The sequence below is a fragment of the Micromonospora rhizosphaerae genome, assembly GCF_900091465.1.
Classification (GTDB): Bacteria; Actinomycetota; Actinomycetes; order Mycobacteriales; family Micromonosporaceae; genus Micromonospora; species Micromonospora rhizosphaerae.
In genome coordinates, this window is the sequence record NZ_FMHV01000002.1 from 753,359 (window position 1) to 773,480 (window position 20,122).

Sequence of the window (20,122 nt, forward strand, 5' to 3'; positions counted from 1 at the left end):
GCGCCCGGTAACCAACGAAGGCCGGAGCAACAGCGTGCGGCACGTCGACAGCTTCGAGATCCAGCCGCCGACTCCGTCGCCGCACAACGGCGTACCCCGGTCGGCGTGGGCCCGCGCCCGGCGCCGCGTCTCCCGCTGGCACCGTCCCTACACCGCCGCGCTGCTGCTGCTCGACTTCTGCGCCGCGGCGCTGGCGAGCTTCCTCGCCCAGGAGATCTTCGGCCAGGCCCGGGCCGGCTTCTACAACGCCAAGGAAGACCCCACCTGGTTCTACACGGTCGCGTTCCTGCTGCTGCCCCTCGGCTGGGTGGTCATCCTCTGGGCCAACCGGGCCTACGACCGGCGCTATCTCGGGCTCGGTCCGGACGAGTTCAAGCGGGTGATCCGGGGCGGGGTCGCCGTCGCCGCGACCGTCTCCTTCATCGCCTTCGCCACCAAGACCGACCTGTCCCGGTGGTCGGTCGGCTTCGCCCTGCTCGGGGCGTTGGTGCTGCTCCTGCTGGGCCGCTTCCTGGCCCGGTTCCTGCTGCACGTGATCCGCCGCAAGGCCGGTCAGGCCGGGCACCGGATGGTGCTGGTCGGCACCCTCCCGGAGTGCCTGGAGGTCTACGCCGCGGTCACCCGCAACCCGACCGCCGGACTGGTGCCGGTGGCCATCCACATCACCGACGGGTACGCCGCCGCCCGGGGCTTGGAGACCCCGGTGCCGGTGTACGCCGGCCGGGACGTGCTGGCCCTGGTGCGGGAGGTCGGCGGGGACACCATCGCGGTCTGCGGCTCGGCCAGCGCCGAGCCGGGCGAGCTGCGCCGGCTGGCCTGGCAGTTGGAGGGCTCCGGGGTCGACCTGGTGGTCGCCCCCCAGCTCACCGACATCGCCGGCCCCCGGGTCCACATCCGCCCGATCGAGGGCCTGCCGCTGCTGCACGTCGAGGAGCCGACCCTGTCGGGCCCGGCGCTGCTGGCCAAGAACCTCATGGACCGGGTCGCCGCGGGACTGGGTCTGCTGCTGCTGGTGCCGCTCTTCGTCGCGATCGCCATCGCCATCCGGATCTCCGACCCCGGGCCGGTCTTCTTCCGCCAGCCGCGGGTCGGCCACGAGGGGCGGACCTTCCAGGTCTGGAAGTTCCGCACCATGTACGTCGACGCCGAGGAGCGGCTGGCCGGCCTGGTCGACCAGAACGAGACCGACGGCCTGCTGTTCAAGATGAAGCAGGACCCGCGGGTCTTCCCGGTGGGCCGCTTCCTGCGCGCCTCCTCGCTGGACGAGCTGCCGCAGTTGATCAACGTGCTGTGGGGCGAGATGTCCCTGGTCGGGCCGCGCCCGCTGCCCGCCGACGACGGTGACTTCCTCGGCGACGTACGCCGCCGGCTGCTGGTCCGGCCGGGCATCACTGGGCTGTGGCAGGTCTCCGGCCGCTCCGACCTCTCCTGGGACGAGGCGGTCCGGCTGGACCTCTACTACGTCGACAACTGGTCGCTCGCGTACGACCTGAGCATCCTGTGGCGCACCGTCGGCGTGGTGTTCGCCCGCAAGGGCGCGTACTGACGCTCTTGGCGTAGCGGCCCCCAGGCGTCAGGATCGCTGCGTGGGTGGCAACCTCTCCGCCGTCTTCGGCGTCGTCTCGCTGGTCAGCGCGCTGGCCGCGGCCCTGTACGCGGTCGGCCGGCTGCGCGCCCGGCGGGGCATCGCCACGGCCACCCAGCGGGCCACCTACGAGGTGTTGCACACCGCTGGGCTGGCCGCCGAGCCGCTGCGGGCGGGGCTGAGCGCGGCGGGCGCGGCGAAGGCCGTACGCCATCTGCGGACCCTGGTGGGCGCGGCCGGGCTCGCGCTGACCGACCGGGAGGCGCTGCTCGCCCTCGACGGGCGTGGCGCGCACCACGGCCACCAACTCCTCGCGGCGGCCCGGCGGGCGGCGGCCGCCGGCCGGTCGACCGTGCTGCGGGAGTCGGAGCTGCACTGCGACCTGGTGGACTGCCCGGTCCGGGGCGCGGTGGTAGCGCCGCTGAGCGCGGACGGCCGGGTGGTCGGGGCGCTGGTCGCGATCGCCGACGACCAGCCGGCGCCCGGGCTGGTGCAGGCCACCCTGGAGACCGCGCACTGGACCAGCGACCAGCTCGCCCTGGCCGAGCTGGACTCCTCCCGGGAACGCCTGGCCCGGGCGGAGGTAAGGGCCCTGCGCGCCCAGATCAGCCCGCACTTCATCTACAACGCGCTGACCGCGATCGGCTCCTTCGTCCGCACCGACCCGGAGCGGGCGCGGGAGCTGATCCTGGAGTTCGCCGAGTTCACCCGCTACTCGTTCCGGGCACACGGCGAGTTCACCACGCTGGCCGAGGAGCTGCGCTCGATCGACCGCTACCTGACCATCGAGCGGGCCCGGTTCGGCGACCGGCTCCAGGTGCGGTTGCAGATCGCCCCGGAGGTGCTGCCGGTGACCCTGCCGTTCCTCTGCCTCCAGCCGCTGGTGGAGAACGCCGTCCGGCACGGGTTGTCCCGCAAGCCGGGCACCGGCATGGTGAGCATCGAGGCCCGCGACGCGGGCGCGGAATGCCACATAACGGTGGAGGACGACGGAGTGGGGATGGATCCGACCACGCTGACCGCCGGCATCGCCGAGCTGGCCGGCGCCGGCAGCGACCCGACCGACGACCCGGGCCAGCACGTCGGCCTCTCGAACGTCGACGAGCGGCTCCGGTCGGTCTTCGGCGACCGGTTCGGCCTGGTCGTCGAGACCGGCCTCGGCTCGGGTACGAAGGTGAACATGCGGGTGCCCAAGTTCCACCCCGGCGTACGGGCGGGCTCGTGAGCGAGCGCAGCGAGCGAACCGACCGGGCCAGCGCAACGAACGCATCCGGATTCCTCCGGGTGCTGGCGGTGGACGACGAGCCGCCGGCGCTGGACGAGCTGGCCTACCACCTGCGGACCGACCCCCGGGTGGCCCGGCTGCACACCGCCGGCGACGCCACCGAGGCGCTGCGGGTGCTCCGGGACGGCGACGTGGACGTGGTCTTCCTGGACATCCGGATGCCCGGGCTGGACGGGATGGAGCTGGCCCGGGTATTGCGCCGGTTCGCCCGGCCCCCGGCGATCGTCTTCGTCACCGCGTACGACGACGGCGCGGTGGACGCGTTCGACCTGGGCGCCACCGACTACGTCCGCAAGCCGGTACGCGCCGAGCGGCTCGCCGAGTCGCTGCGCCGGGTGATCGGCTCCCGGGTGGTGCCGTCGCATCCGGCCGCCCTGGCCCGGGCCGAGGAGGACCCGACCATCCCGATCGAGCTGGCCGGCACCACCCGGATGCTGCCCCGCTCGGCGGTGCGTTGGGTGGAGGCGCAGGGCGACTACGCCCGGCTGCACACGGCCGACGGTTCGCACCTGGTCCGGGTCTCGCTGGCCACCCTCGCCGAACGCTGGGCCGATGCCGGGTTCGTCCGGATCCACCGGTCGTATCTGGTGCAGTTGAAGCTGATCGCCGAGCTCCGGCTGGTCAACTCCGGCTACGTGGTGGTGATCGACGGGACGGAGCTGCCCGTGAGCCGCCGCCACACCCGGGAGCTGAAGGACAAGCTGGTCCGGGCCGCGAAGCAGGACTGGAACCGCTGAGCCCGACGGGTCGGCGGGCCGCTCAGGCCGCCGGCGGGACCCGGACGTCCGCCGCGTGCAGCGGCACGTAGTGGTCGAAGAAGAGCGCCTTGACCAGCTCGACCCGGCCGGACACCCCGAACGCCGTGAACAGCGACATCATGCCGTCCTGCACGGCGTACGCGGACATGCCCAGGTCCTGCGCGATCTGGCGGGTGTTGCGCCCCCGGGCGACGGCCCCGAGCAGCCGCCCCTGCCAGGGTTCCAGCCCGAGCGCCCGGATGACGAAGTCGCTCACCTGGTGCGGCCGGATGCGCTGCACGGTGACCGCCAGCGCGGTCTCCCGTGGCACCGCGTGGAAGGCGAGCCACCGGCCGTCGTGGTGGGCGCCCGACGGGTCCAGCAGGCCCGACACCCGGCCCCGGGTGACGGCGGCGCCCATCCTGGCCAGCTCCGTGGTGTCCAGCAGGTGCCGGGCGTCCTCGGTCATGTCGAAGAGCCGGCCGTCGGGCGAGAGGGTCAACGAACCCGCCAGCGGCGGCTGGTGCCGGGCCGGCGGCTCGGGCTCGGGCGCGGGCGCCGGCTGGGCGGAGGGCCGGCCGCGTCGTGCCCGGCGCGGTATCGGTAGGCCGAGCCACCGGGGGGCGGGCGGCTCCTCCGGCGGGTCGGGAAGGGTCTCTTCCGGCGGCGCAGCCTCCCCCGCCCCCGGCGGTGCCTCCGCGGGCGGGTCGCCGCGGACGAGGCTGCGGTGCAGTGCCACACCGAGCGGCCGGCTCGCGGGCGCGAGCTGCGCGATGTCCGCGTCGGTGAAGCGGCCGCCGGCCCGGTAGAGCAGCAGCGTCCCCCAGGTCCCCTCGTGGTCGTAGCAGGACAGGCGCAGTTCGTCGACGAGACCGCGCGGCTTGAGCAGATGCCGGAAGCGCCAACTGGACGACGGGTCTCCCTGGGTGCTGGCGCCGAGGGTACCCACCCGGGCGCCCTCCGCCAGGTCGACGATCCGCAGGACGTCCTCCTGGCCGTACTCGTTGGCGAACAGTTCGCGCTCGAACTGGTCGTCGTGCGGGCCGCCGTCCACCACGCAGGACGCCCACATCAACGTGGTCGGATCCAGCACGGCCCAGATCGCCAGGTCGAAATCGACCGCGCCGCGCAGCAGCACGCTGGCCTGCCGCCGGAGCGCGACGTGATCGAGCGAGCCGTCGAGGTGCCGGGCGAGCCGCGCCACGTACGGTTCACCGGCGGGGCCGGTGGCGGGCGGCAGGGAAAGCGGATCGGGCCGCAGCGCGATCCGGCCCCTGGACGATCCGCCCAGGCTGCCGCTCTCCGCCTCCCCCGCCGAGGGTTCCGACCCGGCCGGCTCGTCCAGATCGTCCTCGGCCGGGCGGTCCAGCGGTACCTGGACGCCGGCCGCGTACGCCAGGGTGACCGCGACCTCGTGGCTGTCCGGACGCTGGTTCGGCTTCTTGAGCAGGCAACGGTGCACGAGGCCACGGACGATCGGCGGGAGGCCGGGCACCATGGGCAGCGGGGCGGGTTCGAGGAAGGCGTGCGCCTCCAGCATCTCCACGTTGGAATTCGCCGCCCATGGCAACCGGCCGGCCAACAACCGGTAGAGGATCACCCCGAGCGCGTAGACGTCGGCCGCCGGGAGGACGGCCTCCCCGAAGAGCCGCTCCGGCGCCACGTACTCCGGGGTGCCGCGCAGTTCGCCCCCGTCCTCCTCCTGGTCGTGCTTGCCGGCCACCGCCGCCAGGCCGAAGTCGACCACCTTGGCACCGGCCGGGGTGAGCATCACGTTGCCCGGCTTCACGTCGCGATGCACCACCCCGTGGGCGTGCGCGGAGGCGAGCGCGGACGCGATCTCGGCGCAGCAGCGCAGCGCCGACTCGACGGGGAGCGGACCGCGCTTGAGCCGGTTGTGCAGCGAGCGGCCCTGGAGAAGCTCCATGACCACGAACGGCACCCGGTTGCCGGCGTCCGTCACCGACTCGCCGTAGTCGTACACGGCGGCGATGTGCGGGTGGGTCAGCCTGGCAGCGGCCCGAGCCTCGGCCAGCACCCGCTGGCGCGATTCCGCGTCCTCGGCGAACCGGGAGGCGAGCACCTTCACCGCCACCTGCCGGTCCAGCACCTCGTCGAAGGCGCGCCAGACGACACCCATGCCACCCTGGCCGATCTGGTCGACCAGCCGGTAGCGGTACCCCAGGATCTCCTCGCCCCCCACGAGTCCAGTTTGCCCTCTCCGCTCCGGCGGCAATCTGTCGGAAATCCGCTCTCCCGCAGATCAGGGCGGCAGGAACTGGACGTTCCCGGCACGAGCCGGGAGTTGTTCCGCCCTGGACGTGGTAATCATCAATATCGTCGGGTCTCGCCGCCTGGTGAGCTCGCCATCGATCGCCGCGAGGGGGCCGCATGTCGGTGTCGACGGTCTTCGCTCTCCACGCCCGGCCCGCCACCCACCTGCTGGTCAGTCGTGCCGTCGCCGCCCTGGCGGACACGGAACTGGTCGGCGTCAGCAGCCGGGCCGGCGAGGCCCTGCGGGTCCTCGACATCCTGGCGCCGGACGCGCTGACCGTGGACGTCCGCCTGCCCGACGGCGACGGGATCGATCTGGCGTCGCGGGTGCGCGCCCGTCGACCCGACCTGCGGGTGGTGCTGTTCGGCTCGGCCACCGACCAGTTGCTCCGGCGCGCGGTGACCGCGGGAGTCTCGGCGTACCTGCCCCGCACGGCGGGGGTCGCGCAGACCGCGGACGCCATCCGGGACAGCCTGGCGGGACGGGCCAGCTTCCCGTCCCGCTCCCTCGCCGGCGCTCTGCGCAGCGGCCCGCCGGCCGGGTTGAGCCGGCGGGAGCGCGAGGTCAACCAGCTGATCCTCGACGGGCTGAGCCCGATCGAGATAGCCCGCCGGCTGCAGGTCAGCGAGTCGACCGTCAGGACGTACGCCGCCCGGGCCCGAGCCAAGATCGACATGGCGGCCAGGCCGGACGCCGAGGGCGGGTGGCGCGGCTCCCCGCCCTCCGGATAGCGGGGTCGTCAGTTGCCGAAGGCGTCCAGCAGCCTGATCACGCCCGGCCCGATCACGACGACGAACAGTGCGGGGAAGAGGCAGAAGATCATCGGGAAGAGGATCTTCACCGGCACCTTCTGCGCGAGTTCCTCAGCCCGCTGGCGCCGGCGCAGGCGCATCTCGGCGGCCTGCTGCCGCAGCACCTTGGCCATCGGGACACCCAGCGTCGTCGCCTGCACCGCCGCCGACGCGAACGCCTTCAGCTCGTTGACGCTGGTCCGGGCGGCCATCTGGCGCAACGCGTCCACCCGCGGACGGCCGATCTGCATCTCGTGCAGCAGCCGGGCGAACTCGCCGACCATCGGCCCCCGGCCGTTCCGGACCACCTGCGCCAGGGCGGCCTCGAACCCCAGACCCGCCTCGACCGTCACCACCAGGGTGTCCATGATGTCGGGCAGGGTGCGGCGGATCTCCTGCTGCCGCTCCTGCGCGAGGTGCAGCACGAGCAGGTCCGGCGCGAAGAATCCGGCGGCGGCGCCGGCCACCACCCACACCGCCGCGCCGACCGGGCCGGCGAGGACCACCGCCAGGAGCAGCCCGACGGCGGCGCCGACGAAGAGCAGCACACCCTTGTACGCGAGCACCGCGTCGATGCCGAGCCAGGACGGATTGCCCGCCTGGTCCAACCGGCGGCCCAGGCCCTCGAACGCGCCGGCGGGCGTCAACCGGCGACCGACCGACCGCGCCTGGTCGACCAGCGCTCCGTGGGGCTGGCCGCCGACCCGCGGGGCTGACGGGAGGAGGCGGTAGCCCTGGTCGGCCGCCTGCAGGGTGCGGGCGACCGCACGCCGGTCACTCCCGCCGGTCACCGCGAACATGGCAGCCACGAGCGCCAGGAACAGCGCGCCCAGGCCGGTCACCAACAGCAGCGAGTCCATCCCCTCACACCTCGACCTTGATCCAGCGCGCCATCCAGAAGATGCCGACCACCATCAGGACCAGGGCGCCGACCAGCATGACCAGCCCGACCGCCGTGGTCCACAGCGGGCTCAGGTAGTCGCGGCGGGTCAGCAGCATCCAGACCGCCATCACGATGGGCAGCGCGATGAGCACATACGCCGACAGTCGCCCCTCGGCGGAGAGCGCCCGCACGTGGCGGCGCAGCCGGTCGCGCTCGCGCAGCGTCTCCACCGTGGTCTCCAGGACCTCCGCCAAGTTGCCGCCGGTGTCGCGCTGGATGCGGATCGCCATCACCGTCCAGGCGAGGTCCTCGTTCTCCACCCGCTGCGCCACCCGCTCCAACGCGTCGTCCAGGTCGGACCCGAGGCGGACCTCGGCCATGGCCCGACCGAGTTCCACGGTCAGCGGGCCCGGGGGCGAATCCTGGACCACCGCGTCGATCGCCTGCGCCAACGAGAAGCCCGAGCGCAACGAGCCGACCACCAGCTGAAGCGTGTCCGGGAGCTGATCGGCGAAGGCCTGGCGGCGCCGGACCCCGCGCACCCGGCGGTAGAGTCCGGCGGCGAGCCAGCCCAGCGCCGCCCCGAGCAGCGCTGCAAGTGCTCCGCCGAGCAGCCCGAGAAGGATGGCGCCGCCGACCGTCGCCCCCGCGCGCGCCGCGGTCCACTCCCGTGGACGTATGGTCATCCCGGCGCGCTCCAGATCCTGGGCGATCCGCTCCTCGCCACCGCGGGCTCGCGCGATCCCGTCGGAGAGGGCCAGCACGGTGCTGGTGAGGCCGCCCCCCGGCTGTGGCCGCACCTGCGGGCGGCCGTGGGTGGGCGCACCGGAGGTGGGCAAGCGGAACTGCTCCACCTGCCGGAGCCGGCGCTGCCGAGTCGACCCCATCAGGCCGGAGATGGCGAGCAGCGTCGAGATCAGGAGTACCCCGAACACCAGTACCGCGATCAGCGGCGGCCGGAGCAACGGCAGGGCGCGGAGCACCGGGTCGGCTGTGGCCGGCGACGGCGCGGTGGACGCGAACTGGACCGGCACCGAGGTGCGGGCCGCCTCCGCGCCCGTGCCGACGGTCACCGTCAGGTCTCCCGCCGTGCCCGCCAGCTCCGGTGGCACGGTCACGGTGATGATGACGCGGAGCGGAAAGGTTTCGGCCACGGCGCGCAGGGCTCCGCCCACCGCGTCGGCCCGCGCCGCCGGCCGGACGGCGCCGCCGGTGGCGGTGACGAGCTGACGCAGCTCGGTCAGCCCGCCGGCAGGGACCTGGACGGGCACCAGATCCACCCGATCCCCGGCCGCGGCGAGGTTCCGGACCACCGGATCCGCCGGGTCACCGGTGGTGTTCCTACCGGCCGTCACCACCAGTAGCCGCCGGTCCGGAGCCTGCTTCGCCGCCTCGGCCGCCACCCGCAGCCCGGCGTAGACGGCAGTCTCGCCCGTGGCGCGCAGGCCGGACAGGGCCGCTCGCAACGCGCCCCGGTCCTGGGTCGGGCGGACCAGCACCGCAGGCTTCGCGGCCGCCGTCACCAGACCGACCGCCACGTCCGCGGGGAGCCGCTCGGCGAAGGCGAGCACACCCTCCCGCGCCGCCGGCAGGCGAGCACCGGCCATGGCCCCGCCCGTGTCGAGCACCACGACGACGGTACGCGGCGGCACTGCCGACGCCTCGGCTCCCTGCACGCTCGACGAGAGCGGCCGGCCATCCTGAGCGACGGTCACCGGCGGGGCGGCGGACACGCCGGACACGTCGGCGACGAGCTGCACCTGGCCCGGCGTCACGTCGGCGACCGTAACGGCCAGATTCCGGTCCGCCAGGGCCGGGGCGGCGGTGCCGAGCAGGAGGCCCAGGGCGGCCAGCACGGCGAGCCCGGCGCGTGGGATCACCACGGCCGGCCTTCGAACAGGCCGACGGGCACCGGGATCCCGGCGTCGGCGAGGGTCTCGAGCAGGCGCGGGCGCAACCCGGTCGAGCGCAACGCGCCGAGGTGCCGGCCGTTGTCGTCGTGCCCGGCCCGATGGTCGAAGACGAACAGGTCCTGCATGGTCACCACCTCGCCCTCCATGCCGAGCACCTCCGTCACCTGGGTGACCCGTCGGCTGCCGTCCCGCAACCGGCTCTGGTGCACCACGAGGTCCACCGCGGAGGCGATCTGCTCCCGGATCGCGCGTACCGGCAGCTCCAGCCCGGCCATCAGGGACATGGTCTCGAGCCGGGAGATCGAGTCGCGGGGGCTGTTTGCGTGCACCGTGGTCAGCGACCCGTTGTGCCCGGTGTTCATCGCTTGGAGCAGGTCGAGCGCGGCGCCGTCGCGGACCTCGCCGATGACGATCCGGTCCGGCCGCATACGCAGCGCGTTACGGACCAGGTCCCGGACGGTGATCTCGCCGCGGCCCTCGATGTTTGGCGGTCTCGACTCCAGACGCAGGACGTGGTTCTGGCGCAACTGGAGCTCCGCCGCGTCCTCGATGGTGACGATCCGCTCCTCGGGCGGCAGGAAGCTGGAGAGCACGTTGAGGGTCGTGGTCTTGCCGGAGCCGGTGCCGCCGCTGATCACGACGTCGACGCGGGCGCGGACGCAGGCGTACAGGAACTGCGCCACCTCCGGAGTGAAGGTGCCGAAGCCGATCAGGTCGTCCGTGGTGAGCGCCTCGCGGGCGAACTTGCGGATGGTCAGCATCGAACCGTCGAGCGCCACCGGCGGCAGGACGACGTTCACCCGGCTCCCGTCGGGCAGTCGGGCGTCCACCATGGGGCTCGACTCGTCGACCCGCCGGCCGACCCGGGAGACGATGCGATCGATGACCCGTCGCAGGTGGTGCTCGTCCACGAACGACGCGTCGACCTGGTGGATGCGCCCGAAACGCTCCACGAAGATCTGGTCCGGGCCGTTCACCATGATCTCGGTGACGTCCGGGTCGCGCAGCAGCGGCTCCACCGGGCCGTGGCCGAGGATCTCGTCGAGCAGCTCGGCCGAGATCCGCGCCGGGTCGGCGACGGCCAGCGGCGAATCGCTGCGCGCCAGCACGTCGCTGATCGTGTCGCGGACCTTCTTCTCCAGTACGGCGTCCGGCGTGCGGTTGTCGTACAGCTGCGGGCCCAGGATCTCCAGCAGTTCCCGGTGGATGCGCAGGCGCAGGGAGGCACTCAACCCACCGCTGGTGGACCCGGTGATCGCGCCGGAGGTGCGGGCGATCCGGCCGCTGTCGCCGCCCGGGTAGCGCTGCGCCAGCCGGTCGGTGAGGCTCATCGGCTGCCTGCCCGACCGAGCCGCTCCCGCAGCCTACGCCCGGCCCGCTGGGCGGCCTTGTCGGTGACCCGTTCCAGCGCCAGCTCACGGATGGCCCGGCTGACCGGATGACCCGGCTTTTCCACCATGATGGGTACCCCGCGGTTGATCGACACCGGTACGTCCCGGCTGGACGGGATGTGCACCGCGATCGGACTCTGGAGCACGCGTTCGACGTCGGCCCCGGTCAGCCCGACCCGGGCGTCGCTGCGGTTGAGCACCACGAGTCGGGCCTCCTTGCGCAGCTCGAGCAGATCGAGCATGTCCATGGCGACCCGGAGGTTCTTCAGCGCGGGGACGTCCGGGGTCGCCACCAGCACGTGGAGGTCGGAGACGTCGAGCGCGGCGAGCACCGCCTCGGTGAATGCCGGCGGCGTGTCCACCACGACGTAGTCGGCGATCGCGCGGACGACGGCGAGCACCTGGGCCACCAGCTCCCGCCCGATCCGCTCGGCGTCCGTCGGGCCGACCGGCGCGAGCAGCACGTCGATCCCCGGCGCGTACGGCGTCAGCAGGGCGCGGATCAGCGTGGGGTCGATCCGCTCGCGGGCGTTGGCCGCGTCGGCGATGCTCCGCTCGGGCACCAGTTGCAGCATGATGCCGACGTCACCGAAGGCGAGGTCCAGGTCGACCAGGCAGACCCGCCGCTGGCCGCCGTCGGCCAGGGCCACCGCCAGGTTGGTGGCCAGCGTCGACTTGCCGCAGCCGCCCTTGGCCGAGAAGACCGTCACCACCCGCGCCTCGCTGGCCGCCCGGGCCCCCGTACCGGCCCCGAGCAGGTGCCGGGACACCTCCAGCGAACGATCGCAGGCGGCCCGCACGGCGGCGATGTCGTGCGCGTCCACGACGTCTCGCACCCCGGCCCGCAGCGCCTGGCCCATGGTCTCGACGTCCAGCTTCTCGCGCAGCAAGAGGACGCCCAGAGCGGGGCGGGCGAGCCGCTGCCGGGCCGCGAAGTTGAGCGCCAGCGCGGCGTCGGTGCTCGGGCCGAAGAGCACCAGCGGATCGGGGTGCCGGTCGGCGAGGAGCCGCTCCACGTCCTCGAGCCGGCTGGTGGTGAGCACCCCGGTGCCGAGCAGCGACGCCAGGTGGGCGTTCCACTGCCGGTGGGGTTCAAAGAGGATCGTCATCTCGCCTCACCCGAAGAGCGATCGGTTGTCCACGCCCGAGTCGGGCCTGACGTTCGAGGAGTCGCCCAGCACGCCGACGTTGAGCTCGCCGCCGAGCGCGACCGCGTGGGCCAGCCGCTCCGCGTCGACCTGATTGAGCCCGAAGGTGACCGACAGTTCGTCCTGCACACCGCCGCCGGGGCTAGCCTCCGCGCCGACGCTGCCCGCTACCGGCGCCGGTCCCACCGAGATCACCTCGACGTCGGTCATCAGCAGGCGGGTCACGCTGTTGATCTCGCGGCCCTTCTCCAGGCCCGCCCCCGACACCACGTCCCGCTTCCGCTCGTCCATCGGGGTGTACGTGTAGAAGATCGCCACCCGGGCGCCGGGGCGCAGCGAGGCCGGGCCGAACACCGTGGACTTCACCCGGGCCGTGATCGCCATCTGGCCGGCGGGGATCGCCAGCCCGCTGCCGTTCGTGACCGCGTTACCGAGCATGGCGCGCAGCAGGAGCTGGCCACGCTGCACCGGGGCGGTGGTGACCAGCGCATCGAGGTTGCCGGTCACCTGCTCCAACGCGTCCTCGGGCAGCGTCTCCACCGGCATCCGCACCTGGCGGAGGTATCCCTTGGTCCGCAGCAACTTCCCCGACGTGCCCGCCGGGATCTGCTTGTCGGCAACCAGCACCGTGCGGGCCCGTTTGCCCTCGATGGCACGGTCGTCGGCCGAACGCAGGTAGAGCATGATGGCGCCGGTGCCCAGCGCCGCCAGGACGAGGGAGATCAGCACCGGGATGATGCGTCGGGCCATGAGTGCGGGTCCTACCTTCTCCAGTGTTCCGATGTCAGCCGATGGGGGCGACGACGCGCGCGCCCAGGTCCGGTCCGCCGATCGCGCCGCCGCCCGGCACGACCGTCTTAATGAAGTAGCCAAAGACGCACGAGCTGGCGCCGTCGTCGCAGGCCGACCGCTTCGCGGACGGGACTTCCAGGCCCGGCAGGTGCCAGCCGGTGACGACAAACGCCGCGAAGCCGGAGACGGTGTACTCGGCGTTGCCGCCGCCACCCGAGATCGCGCCGAACACGGGCACGAGGATCGGGCGCTTCGCCGCGACCAGGTCGGACAGTGGTTGGCTCCGGCAGTCCGTCGGCCGGCTGTCCCCGGTGCTCACCCGGCGACCGTCGCCCAGGGCCAGGCTGGTTCGGCAGTCGTCGTCCGCGTCCTTGAAGAAGCGAAATCCACCCGGGCCGCCACCCGAACCGCTAAACGGGGCGCAGGTCGTGGAGGCCGTCTCGTCGTACACCGGAAAGGACTGCTCGACCGACGGGAGCCCGCCTCCGTTGCCGGTGTACCGGTTCCAGTCGCAGGCCGAGATGGTCATCGCGAGGGTGGTCGCCCTGGTCGGCGGTCCCCAGGCGACCCGGGAGCAGGCTCCCACCTCCGCGCCCTCGTAGCCGCCCACCAACGCCTGAGCGAAGATCGGCGGGAGCACGGTGGAACCGTCGTCGCTGCGCGTGCTGGTGTGCACCTCCACATAGCTGACGGACTCCGGTGGCGGTCCCACGCAGTCGCTGAGCCGGTCCTTCCATTGCGGACACTGTGGGAGCGCACCTCCCCGGCCGCAGACGGGGACCGTCGCGGCGGCGGCGCCGTCATTCGCGTTCCGGGTGGCGTACGACTCGGCCACGTTCTGCAGATCGGTGGCGGCGGGCGAGCAGGCGGCCAAGTCGGTCGCGCAGATCTGGCCGATCTTGAGGGCGCCGGCATCCGCGCCGTTCTGCAGTTGACCTCGTTCGGCATAGAGGTTGCCAACGTCGACCACGAGGGCCGCCATGCCGAGCAGCACCCCGGAGCCGAGAAGCAACCCGACGGTCAGCGCCACCGCCCCGCGGTCCTCGCGCGCGCCGAGGCGGGCCCGAAGCCCACTCATCACTGGCATGGCACGACTCCCCGACCAGTAAGCGTGACCTTTCCGTCGAAGCCGCCGCCGATGAGACCGACCGGCGTGATGAAGCTGAAGTCCTGGGTAACGATGACCTGCGCGTCCTGCCCAGCTGTCGAGCACGGCGCGGTGTTGACCACGGCGTCGTCGCCCGCGATGCGGGTGGCGCGTGCGGTCGCTGCAGCCTTCGAATCCTCGGCATTGCGACCGAAGGAGGCGACCCGGGCTGCGTCCCGGGCCGCCTCGGTCAGCGCGATCTGCTTGTTGAGCATCCGTCCAAAGTCGATGATCCCGAAGATCAAAACCAGCAGCAGAGGCAGCACGAGCGCCATCTCGACCGCCGCTGCTCCCTGGTCACCCTTCCGCCGGCGTTGACCGGTTCGGGTGAGCGGACTCCGGTCGGCCCATCGAGCCGACCGGAAACACGGCAGCGTCCCCGCCCTCACTGGGGGCGGGTGTCGTCACACTGAGTGACGTCCTTGCTGGCCACCACGTTGTCGCAGGCCCGGTCGAACATCCAGTCGACCCGTTGACCGAGCGCGAAGATGACGCCGCCAAGGATCGCGGCGATGAGGCCGACGATCAGGGCGTACTCGACGGCGCTCGCGCCACGGTCACCGCGCTTGAGCGAGGACTTGATCCGAAGAAGGAAATCGTTCATTGAACAACGCTCCAGGGGAGGGTGGCCGCGGCGGATCGCCGCGACGTTGGTTGACGCCGGGCAAGGAACGAGCCGAGTTTTCCCGTCCGCAACTAACCGTGTCAATGACGTCACAGGTGGGTGTCGCCGACCGTTCGCCGAGAGCGTCCACAAGCGCGGCCACCGGACGGTGGAGGGTGACTGTGTCCGGTCGGCTATCGCAGCGTGGCCAGGACCGTCGCGGCGATCGCCGCGACGAGCATCGCGGGGCCGTACGGCACCGCGGTCTTCCGGCCGGCCCGACCCGCGATGACCAGCCCAATCACCAGTGGAAGGTTCAGCACCGGGGCGAGCAGCACGCCGGCCACGACGGCGAACCACCCCAGCCAGCCGAGGTAGAGACCGAGCACCGCCCCCAGCTTCACGTCGCCGAATCCCAGCTGCGATCCGGGCAGAAGCGCCAGTGTCGAATACCCGACACCGCAGACCAGCGCGGCGAGGCCGGCGCGGAGCAGCGCCCCCGCATCCCGCTCGACGACCGAAGCGAGGACCAGGAGCACCACCCCACCGACAAGGGCGGCCCCGACGAGCGGGTCGGGCAGCCGAAGCACCTTGAGGTCGACCAGGGCCAGCGGCACGGCGATCGCGGCGAGCAGCAGGAACGCGGGGAGCGCTGGAGCCGCACCGACGGCGGTGGCGACGCTACCGCAGAGCGCTGCCACGAGCGGGACGGTGACCCACCGCCCGGGAGTGGGTCGGCGGCCGCAGGTCGGGCAGGCTCCGGACGAGCGCCACCAGCCGGGTCCGGCGGCACCACAGTGCCCGCAGCCGCGCCGCCACGGCGGCCTTTCGGTGCCGTCCGGCCACGCCACGGCGTACCGGTTGACGAGCCCGGGCAGCACCGACCCCCAGGCGGCACCGGCGAGGGTGGCAGCGGCCACGAGGGGGAGCACCGGCGCATGGTAGCCAACCGGCCATCGAAAATCGCCGAACAGGAATACCGGCAGCCTGCCGTACACTGTACGGTAAGCAGGACGAGTGAGTGGAGGCCGCCCGTGACCGGATCCCCGTTCGATGTCGCCGCCGAGTTCGACCGCCAGGTCGGCACCCTGATGGAGAAGGGCTACCCCGCGCTCGCCGGAATCTCCGTCGAGCAGTTCACCGAGCTGGTCACCCCACTGCGCGAAGCGGCCGTGGCCCGCGCCGCGGAACTGGCGCCACCGACCGAGGCACGGGTGCCGTTCCTGCTGGTCGTCACCCGGGAGCTGATCCCCGTCGAGCAACGACTCGGGCTTACCGCGCTGGCCGGCAAGCGCAAGCCCGGCTTCGTCGACCAGCACTTCGCCGAGGGCGACCTGGCGCGCTTCGACCCGATCAAGGAGCTCGAGGTGCCGGCCGGGCCGGCGTACCTGCTTTTCGACGTGGACCGGGGCGAGGAGACAGTCAACCTGGCACCCGCCGCCGCGATAGAGGTGATCACCGGCCAGGACCGGCTGCCGCTCACCATCGACGAGGGCATCGCCTTCATCACCCAGCACCCAGTGGCGCTGGAGAAGAACAAGTGCTTCTCGCTGGTCGGGTCCCGCTGCGGCGACAAGCGGGTGCCGGCGCTCTGGATCAGCCAGCGGGCGCCGAAGCTGGGGTGGTGCTGGTACGGCAACCCGCACACCTGGCTCGGCTCCGCCTCGGCCCACCCGGTCCGCGTCGGGCTGGAGTGACCTGACGCCGGATCAGATGAGGTCGGCCAGCGTCAGCACGAGCGGGAACGGCTGGTCAGTACGCCAAGAGCCCTCGACGCCGACGCTGGCCGCCTCCCGGAAGAACCCGCCCACGTTCTCCAGCACCGTCAGGGTCCGCTTGCGCGGCTCCACCAGCCAGTAGCGCGGGATGCCGGCCACCCCGTACTCGTGCCGCTTGAGCACCAGATCGCGGCCCGCGTTGCTCGGTGAGATCACCTCGACCACGAGTAACACGTCCCCAGGGTCAAGCGCGGGACCGCCCCGGTCGAGGGCGTCCTCTCGAGCCACGAAGAGGTCTGGCACGAAGTAGGACGAGCGCTTCGCGCTGACCCCGATGTCCTGCCCGACCAGGAGGCCGGCCGGGGCCTGGCGGTCCAGCATCCGGCGGAGGCGGTTGGCGACCGCGCCGTGGAAGACGTCCGCATGGGGGGACACGAGCAGACTCCCGTCGAAGATCTCGTAGTCCTGGCCGTCCTCGGGCAGGTCCTGGAGGTCATCCACCGTCCAGGCATCGCCCCGGCCGGGCCGAGCAGGGCTGGTCACCGTCACACCTCCTCTCTACCGGCTCACCCTGACACTCTTCCTGGTCGTCCACAACGACGCCCCGCCTGTCCCCAGGGTTGTCCACAGGAGTGAAGCGTTCTCCACAGGTTGTCCACAGCCCGCCCCGCGGCGCCCTTGACATTCCCGCTGATCAGGCGAGACTGCCGGGGATGACCGGACCGGAGGAGCAGGGCGGTCCGGGACGGGCCGCCGGGGCCGTCCCGGTGCCGGCCCCGCGCGCCCCCGAGCCACCCCGGCGGACCCGGGTCGTGCTCGCCGAGGTGTCCCGCCCACACAGCCGGGCGGAGCGGACCCGCTCCGAGCTGACCCAGCAGACCCGGGTCGGCGAGGCGCTGGTCCGCGGCCTGGTCCGGGCCCAGCTCGCGCTCGCGCTGCGGTTGAGCCTGGTGGTGCTGATCGGGCTGGGCGGCCTGCCCTGGCTCTTCGCGATCGCGCCCTCGGTCGGGCGGGTCACCGTGCTCGGGGTGAAGCTGCCGTGGCTGCTGCTCGGGGTGGCCTCCTTCCCCTTCCTGATCACGGTCGGCTGGGCGTACGTGCGGCTCGCGGAACGGAACGAGCAGGACTTCACCGACCTGGTCCAGCGGCCGGAGCGCTGAGATGGGCAACGGATTGGTGGTCCCGGCGATCGTGGCGGTCACCCTGGTCACCGTCGGGATCGGCTTCTACGGGCTGCGGCTGGCCCGGACCACCTCCGACTTCCTGGTCGCCTCCCGGGCGATCAGCCCGACCTGGAACGCCGCCGCGATCGGCGGGGAGTACCTGTCCGCGGCCAGCTTCCTGGGCGTGGCCGGCCTGATCCTCAAGTACGGCGTGGACGTGCTCTGGTACCCGGTCGGCTTCGCCGCCGGCTACCTGGCGCTGCTGCTCTTCGTGGCCGCGCCGCTGCGCCGGTCGGGCGCGTTCACCCTGCCCGACTTCTGCGAGGTGCGGCTCGGCTCCCGCCGGCTGCGCACCCTGGCCACGGTCTTCGTGATCTTCATCGGCTGGCTCTACCTGGTGCCGCAGCTCCAGGGCGCCGGGCTGACCCTGGCCACGGTGGCCGGCTCGCCGTACCCGGTGGGGGCGCTGCTGGTCGCGGTGGTGGTCACCGCCAACGTGGCGCTGGGCGGGATGCGGGCGATCACCTTCGTCCAGGCGTTCCAGTACTGGCTCAAGCTCACCGCGCTGGCCGTACCCGCGATCTTCCTGGCGCTGCACTGGCAGGCCGACGCCCGCCCGGCGGTGACCCCGCCCGACGGGCCGGCGTTCCGGACCGCCACCACCGTCGTGGTCGAGCACCCCGCGACCCTCACCTTCGCCGACGGCGACACCCGGGAGGTACGCACCGGCGACCGGCTGGAGTTCGCCGCCGGTGACCCGGTGCCGCAGGTCTCCGGGGTGGCCACGGGCGCGGCCGACTGGCTGCTGCCGGACACCGCCGGGGACGACGACCGGGGGCTCTTCGCGACGTACTCCCTGATCCTGGCCACCTTCCTCGGCACCATGGGGTTGCCGCACGTGCTGGTGCGCTTCTACACGAACCCGGACGGCGCCGCCGCCCGCCGCACCACCCTGGTGGTGCTCGCCCTGGTCGGCCTCTTCTACCTGCTCCCCACGATCTACGGGGTGCTGGGCCGGATCTACACGCCGCAACTTCTGGTCACCGGCCACACCGACGCGGTGGTGGTGCTGCTGCCCAGCGCGGCGCTCGGCGACGGGCTGGTTGGCCGGTTGCTCGCCGCGCTCGTCGCCGCCGGGGCGTTCGCGGCGTTCCTCTCCACCTCGTCCGGGCTGCTCACCAGCGTCGCCGGGGTGATCTCCACCGACGTGCTCGGCCGCGGCTCGGTACGCGGCTTCCGGCTGGCCACGGTGATCGCCGGCGCGGTTCCCGCGGTGCTCGCGCTGAACGTCTCCGGACTGGACGTCTCCCAGGTGGTCGGGCTGGCCTTCGCGGTGGCCGCGTCGAGCTTCTGCCCGCTGCTGGTGCTCGGCATCTGGTGGCGCGGGCTGACCGACCTGGGCGCGGCGGCCGGGGTGCTGGTCGGCGGCGGCGCGGCGATCGCTGCCGTGCTGGTGACCGTGATCGGCCCGCCGCTGTCCGGCTGGCCGTCCACGCTGACCGCGCAGCCGGCCGCGTGGACCGTGCCGCTGGCCTTCACGGTGATGGTCGCGGTGTCGATGGCCACCCGCCGCCGACTCCCCGCCGACGTCGGTGCCACCATGCTCCGGCTGCACGCCCCGGAAACGCTGCGGCTCTGACCAGCGTCACCGGTTGCGTTCGGCGAAGGAATACGGGTAGGCCGCGTTGCGGAAGGTGAGCATCGGGTCGGCGACCTCGATGCCCGGCGGCAGCGAGCCCGGCAGGAAGACCAGCGCCCGGTCCGCCTCGGGGCTGTTCGGCCCGAGCTGGTCGATGGTGATGGTGCCGAGCGGGACCCGCCGTCGGTCGTCCGGCCAGGCGGTGGCGGGGTCGTCGATCGCGTCGGAGTCCTCGGCGACCTGTGCGTACCAGGTGAACCGGACGGGGCCCGCCGCCAGGCGCTCGCTGATCTCCTCGAACAGGTAGTCCGGTGACAGGCGCCCCTCTTCCTCAATGGGCACGATCTGCTCGCCCGCCGCTGGGACGAACTGGTAGCGGACGAAGCAGTTCTCACCCCGCTGGTTGGTGAACTGCACCGCGTTGATCGAGTAGTAGGAGATGGTCGCCCAGCTCCGCGGCGCCCGGGTCGGCTTGGTCAGAAAATTCTTCACCCTCGGATTGTTCTCGAAGAACACGTCCAGCTCGGAGCCGGGAGTCGGCTGGCCACCACTACGCGCGGCCGCCTGCATGAGTTCGCTCAGCTCGGTGATGCTCGAGACGGGGAAGTCGTTGACGCTGTGGTTGACGATGTCCAGGTTGGATCCGTCGGAGATCAGGAACTTGACGGCGAACCCCCGCGGATTCGCCAGCGAGGCATTGTCCGCGATGTTCGGAAAACCGGCGAAGTTCGAGAAGCGGGCGACCACCGGCACCATGGACTCGCGGAAGAGCTGCGCCCGGCACAGCTCGCGGGCCTCGGCGCTCGGCGCGAAGCCACCCCGCACGATCATCCCCTTCGTGTTCACCGCGCGGGCGTGGTGCTCACCGAACACGGCGTGCATGTCCTGGACCAGCCGGGCCGGGAGCGGCTCGGAGAGTTCTTCCTCCGCGACGGCGGCCCGGTTTCTGGTGGCAACCATGGAAAGGTCCCTTCGTCAGGCGGGCGAGGTCCTCCGGACGCCCCCTCATTCAGACCGACGGAGACCACCGTATCGGGCACGTGCCCGCTTA

The 20,122-nt window shown here is 72.5% G+C and carries 19 protein-coding genes; 7 read left to right on the forward strand and 12 right to left on the reverse strand.

Translation table 11 applies throughout. From position 1 onward, the window contains the following. Window positions 1-34: 34 nt before the first annotated feature. The 3 genes from GA0070624_RS03660 to GA0070624_RS03670 are packed head-to-tail and all read left to right on the forward strand — an operon-like array spanning window position 35 to window position 3,607. Entirely contained in the window at window positions 35-1,546 is a 1,512-nt protein-coding gene (locus GA0070624_RS03660) for a sugar transferase (RefSeq protein WP_091336667.1), read from the forward strand. A 40-nt stretch (window positions 1,547-1,586) separates the two neighbouring features. Further along, a complete protein-coding gene (locus GA0070624_RS03665) occupies window positions 1,587-2,810 on the forward strand; it encodes a sensor histidine kinase (protein WP_091336670.1) in 1,224 nt (407 codons plus the stop codon). Further along, complete coding sequence (locus tag GA0070624_RS03670) at window positions 2,807-3,607, forward strand: LytR/AlgR family response regulator transcription factor (RefSeq protein WP_091336672.1); 801 nt, start codon at window positions 2,807-2,809, stop codon at window positions 3,605-3,607. Before GA0070624_RS03665 ends, GA0070624_RS03670 begins: the two co-directional genes overlap by 4 nt. A gap of 22 nt (window positions 3,608-3,629) precedes the next feature. On the opposite strand, the gene GA0070624_RS35175 is transcribed toward GA0070624_RS03670, so the two are convergent. Then, on the reverse strand, window positions 3,630-5,810 hold the full coding sequence (locus GA0070624_RS35175; protein WP_245718649.1) for a protein kinase domain-containing protein: 2,181 nt from the start codon (window positions 5,808-5,810) through the stop codon (window positions 3,630-3,632). 188 nt (window positions 5,811-5,998) lie between these two features. Between GA0070624_RS35175 and GA0070624_RS03680 the strand changes: the two genes are divergently transcribed. Further along, window positions 5,999-6,613, forward strand: coding sequence for a LuxR C-terminal-related transcriptional regulator (locus tag GA0070624_RS03680; protein WP_091336674.1), 615 nt, complete (start codon window positions 5,999-6,001; stop codon window positions 6,611-6,613). Between the two features lie 8 nt (window positions 6,614-6,621). Here the strand turns inward: GA0070624_RS03680 and GA0070624_RS03685 are convergent, their stop codons facing one another. From GA0070624_RS03685 to GA0070624_RS03725, 9 genes are all read right to left on the reverse strand, one after another. Next, window positions 6,622-7,533: a type II secretion system F family protein gene (locus tag GA0070624_RS03685; protein WP_091336676.1), complete on the reverse strand. Its 912-nt coding sequence runs from the start codon at window positions 7,531-7,533 to the stop codon at window positions 6,622-6,624. A 4-nt stretch (window positions 7,534-7,537) separates the two neighbouring features. Then, window positions 7,538-9,439 carry a type II secretion system F family protein gene (locus GA0070624_RS03690; RefSeq protein ID WP_091336678.1) on the reverse strand — a complete coding sequence of 634 codons (1,902 nt, stop codon included), beginning with the start codon at window positions 9,437-9,439 and terminating at the stop codon, window positions 7,538-7,540. Then, entirely contained in the window at window positions 9,433-10,800 is a 1,368-nt protein-coding gene (locus GA0070624_RS03695) for a TadA family conjugal transfer-associated ATPase (RefSeq protein ID WP_091336680.1), read from the reverse strand. The genes GA0070624_RS03690 and GA0070624_RS03695 overlap by 7 nt, the downstream gene beginning before the upstream one ends. After that, entirely contained in the window at window positions 10,797-11,969 is a 1,173-nt protein-coding gene (locus GA0070624_RS03700; protein ID WP_091336682.1) for a CpaE/TadZ family protein, read from the reverse strand. Before GA0070624_RS03700 ends, GA0070624_RS03695 begins: the two co-directional genes overlap by 4 nt. Window positions 11,970-11,975: 6 nt before the next feature. Continuing rightward, a complete protein-coding gene (gene cpaB, locus GA0070624_RS03705; RefSeq protein ID WP_091336684.1) occupies window positions 11,976-12,758 on the reverse strand; it encodes a Flp pilus assembly protein CpaB in 783 nt (260 codons plus the stop codon). Between the two features lie 34 nt (window positions 12,759-12,792). Next, window positions 12,793-13,878 carry a pilus assembly protein TadG-related protein gene (locus GA0070624_RS03710; protein WP_176731582.1) on the reverse strand — a complete coding sequence of 362 codons (1,086 nt, stop codon included), beginning with the start codon at window positions 13,876-13,878 and terminating at the stop codon, window positions 12,793-12,795. Next, window positions 13,878-14,336, reverse strand: coding sequence for a TadE/TadG family type IV pilus assembly protein (locus tag GA0070624_RS03715; RefSeq protein WP_281180946.1), 459 nt, complete (start codon window positions 14,334-14,336; stop codon window positions 13,878-13,880). The genes GA0070624_RS03710 and GA0070624_RS03715 overlap by 1 nt, the downstream gene beginning before the upstream one ends. Further along, a complete protein-coding gene (locus tag GA0070624_RS35180) occupies window positions 14,333-14,551 on the reverse strand; it encodes a Flp family type IVb pilin (protein WP_091336690.1) in 219 nt (72 codons plus the stop codon). Before GA0070624_RS35180 ends, GA0070624_RS03715 begins: the two co-directional genes overlap by 4 nt. 194 nt (window positions 14,552-14,745) lie before the next feature. Next, window positions 14,746-15,537: a prepilin peptidase gene (locus GA0070624_RS03725; protein ID WP_245719118.1), complete on the reverse strand. Its 792-nt coding sequence runs from the start codon at window positions 15,535-15,537 to the stop codon at window positions 14,746-14,748. Between the two features lie 48 nt (window positions 15,538-15,585). Here GA0070624_RS03725 and GA0070624_RS03730 point away from each other — a divergent pair, with 48 nt between their 5' ends. Continuing rightward, window positions 15,586-16,248: a DUF5701 family protein gene (locus GA0070624_RS03730; RefSeq protein ID WP_091336692.1), complete on the forward strand. Its 663-nt coding sequence runs from the start codon at window positions 15,586-15,588 to the stop codon at window positions 16,246-16,248. A gap of 12 nt (window positions 16,249-16,260) precedes the next feature. Here GA0070624_RS03730 and GA0070624_RS03735 read toward each other — a convergent pair whose 3' ends face one another. Then, window positions 16,261-16,812: a Uma2 family endonuclease gene (locus GA0070624_RS03735; RefSeq protein ID WP_176731583.1), complete on the reverse strand. Its 552-nt coding sequence runs from the start codon at window positions 16,810-16,812 to the stop codon at window positions 16,261-16,263. Window positions 16,813-16,982: 170 nt separating this feature from the next. On the opposite strand from GA0070624_RS03735, the gene GA0070624_RS03740 reads away from it, so the two are divergent. Both GA0070624_RS03740 and GA0070624_RS03745 read left to right on the forward strand, forming a co-directional pair. Continuing rightward, entirely contained in the window at window positions 16,983-17,429 is a 447-nt protein-coding gene (locus GA0070624_RS03740) for a DUF485 domain-containing protein (protein ID WP_245718650.1), read from the forward strand. Between the two features lies 1 nt (window position 17,430). Next, complete coding sequence (locus GA0070624_RS03745; protein ID WP_091336696.1) at window positions 17,431-19,071, forward strand: sodium/solute symporter; 1,641 nt, start codon at window positions 17,431-17,433, stop codon at window positions 19,069-19,071. A 6-nt stretch (window positions 19,072-19,077) separates the two neighbouring features. Here GA0070624_RS03745 and GA0070624_RS03750 read toward each other — a convergent pair whose 3' ends face one another. Beyond that, the gene (locus GA0070624_RS03750) at window positions 19,078-20,031 is read right to left on the reverse strand and encodes a catalase (RefSeq protein ID WP_091336697.1); all 954 of its coding nucleotides are present in this window, start codon (window positions 20,029-20,031) and stop codon (window positions 19,078-19,080) included. Between the last annotated feature and the right edge of the window lie 91 nt (window positions 20,032-20,122).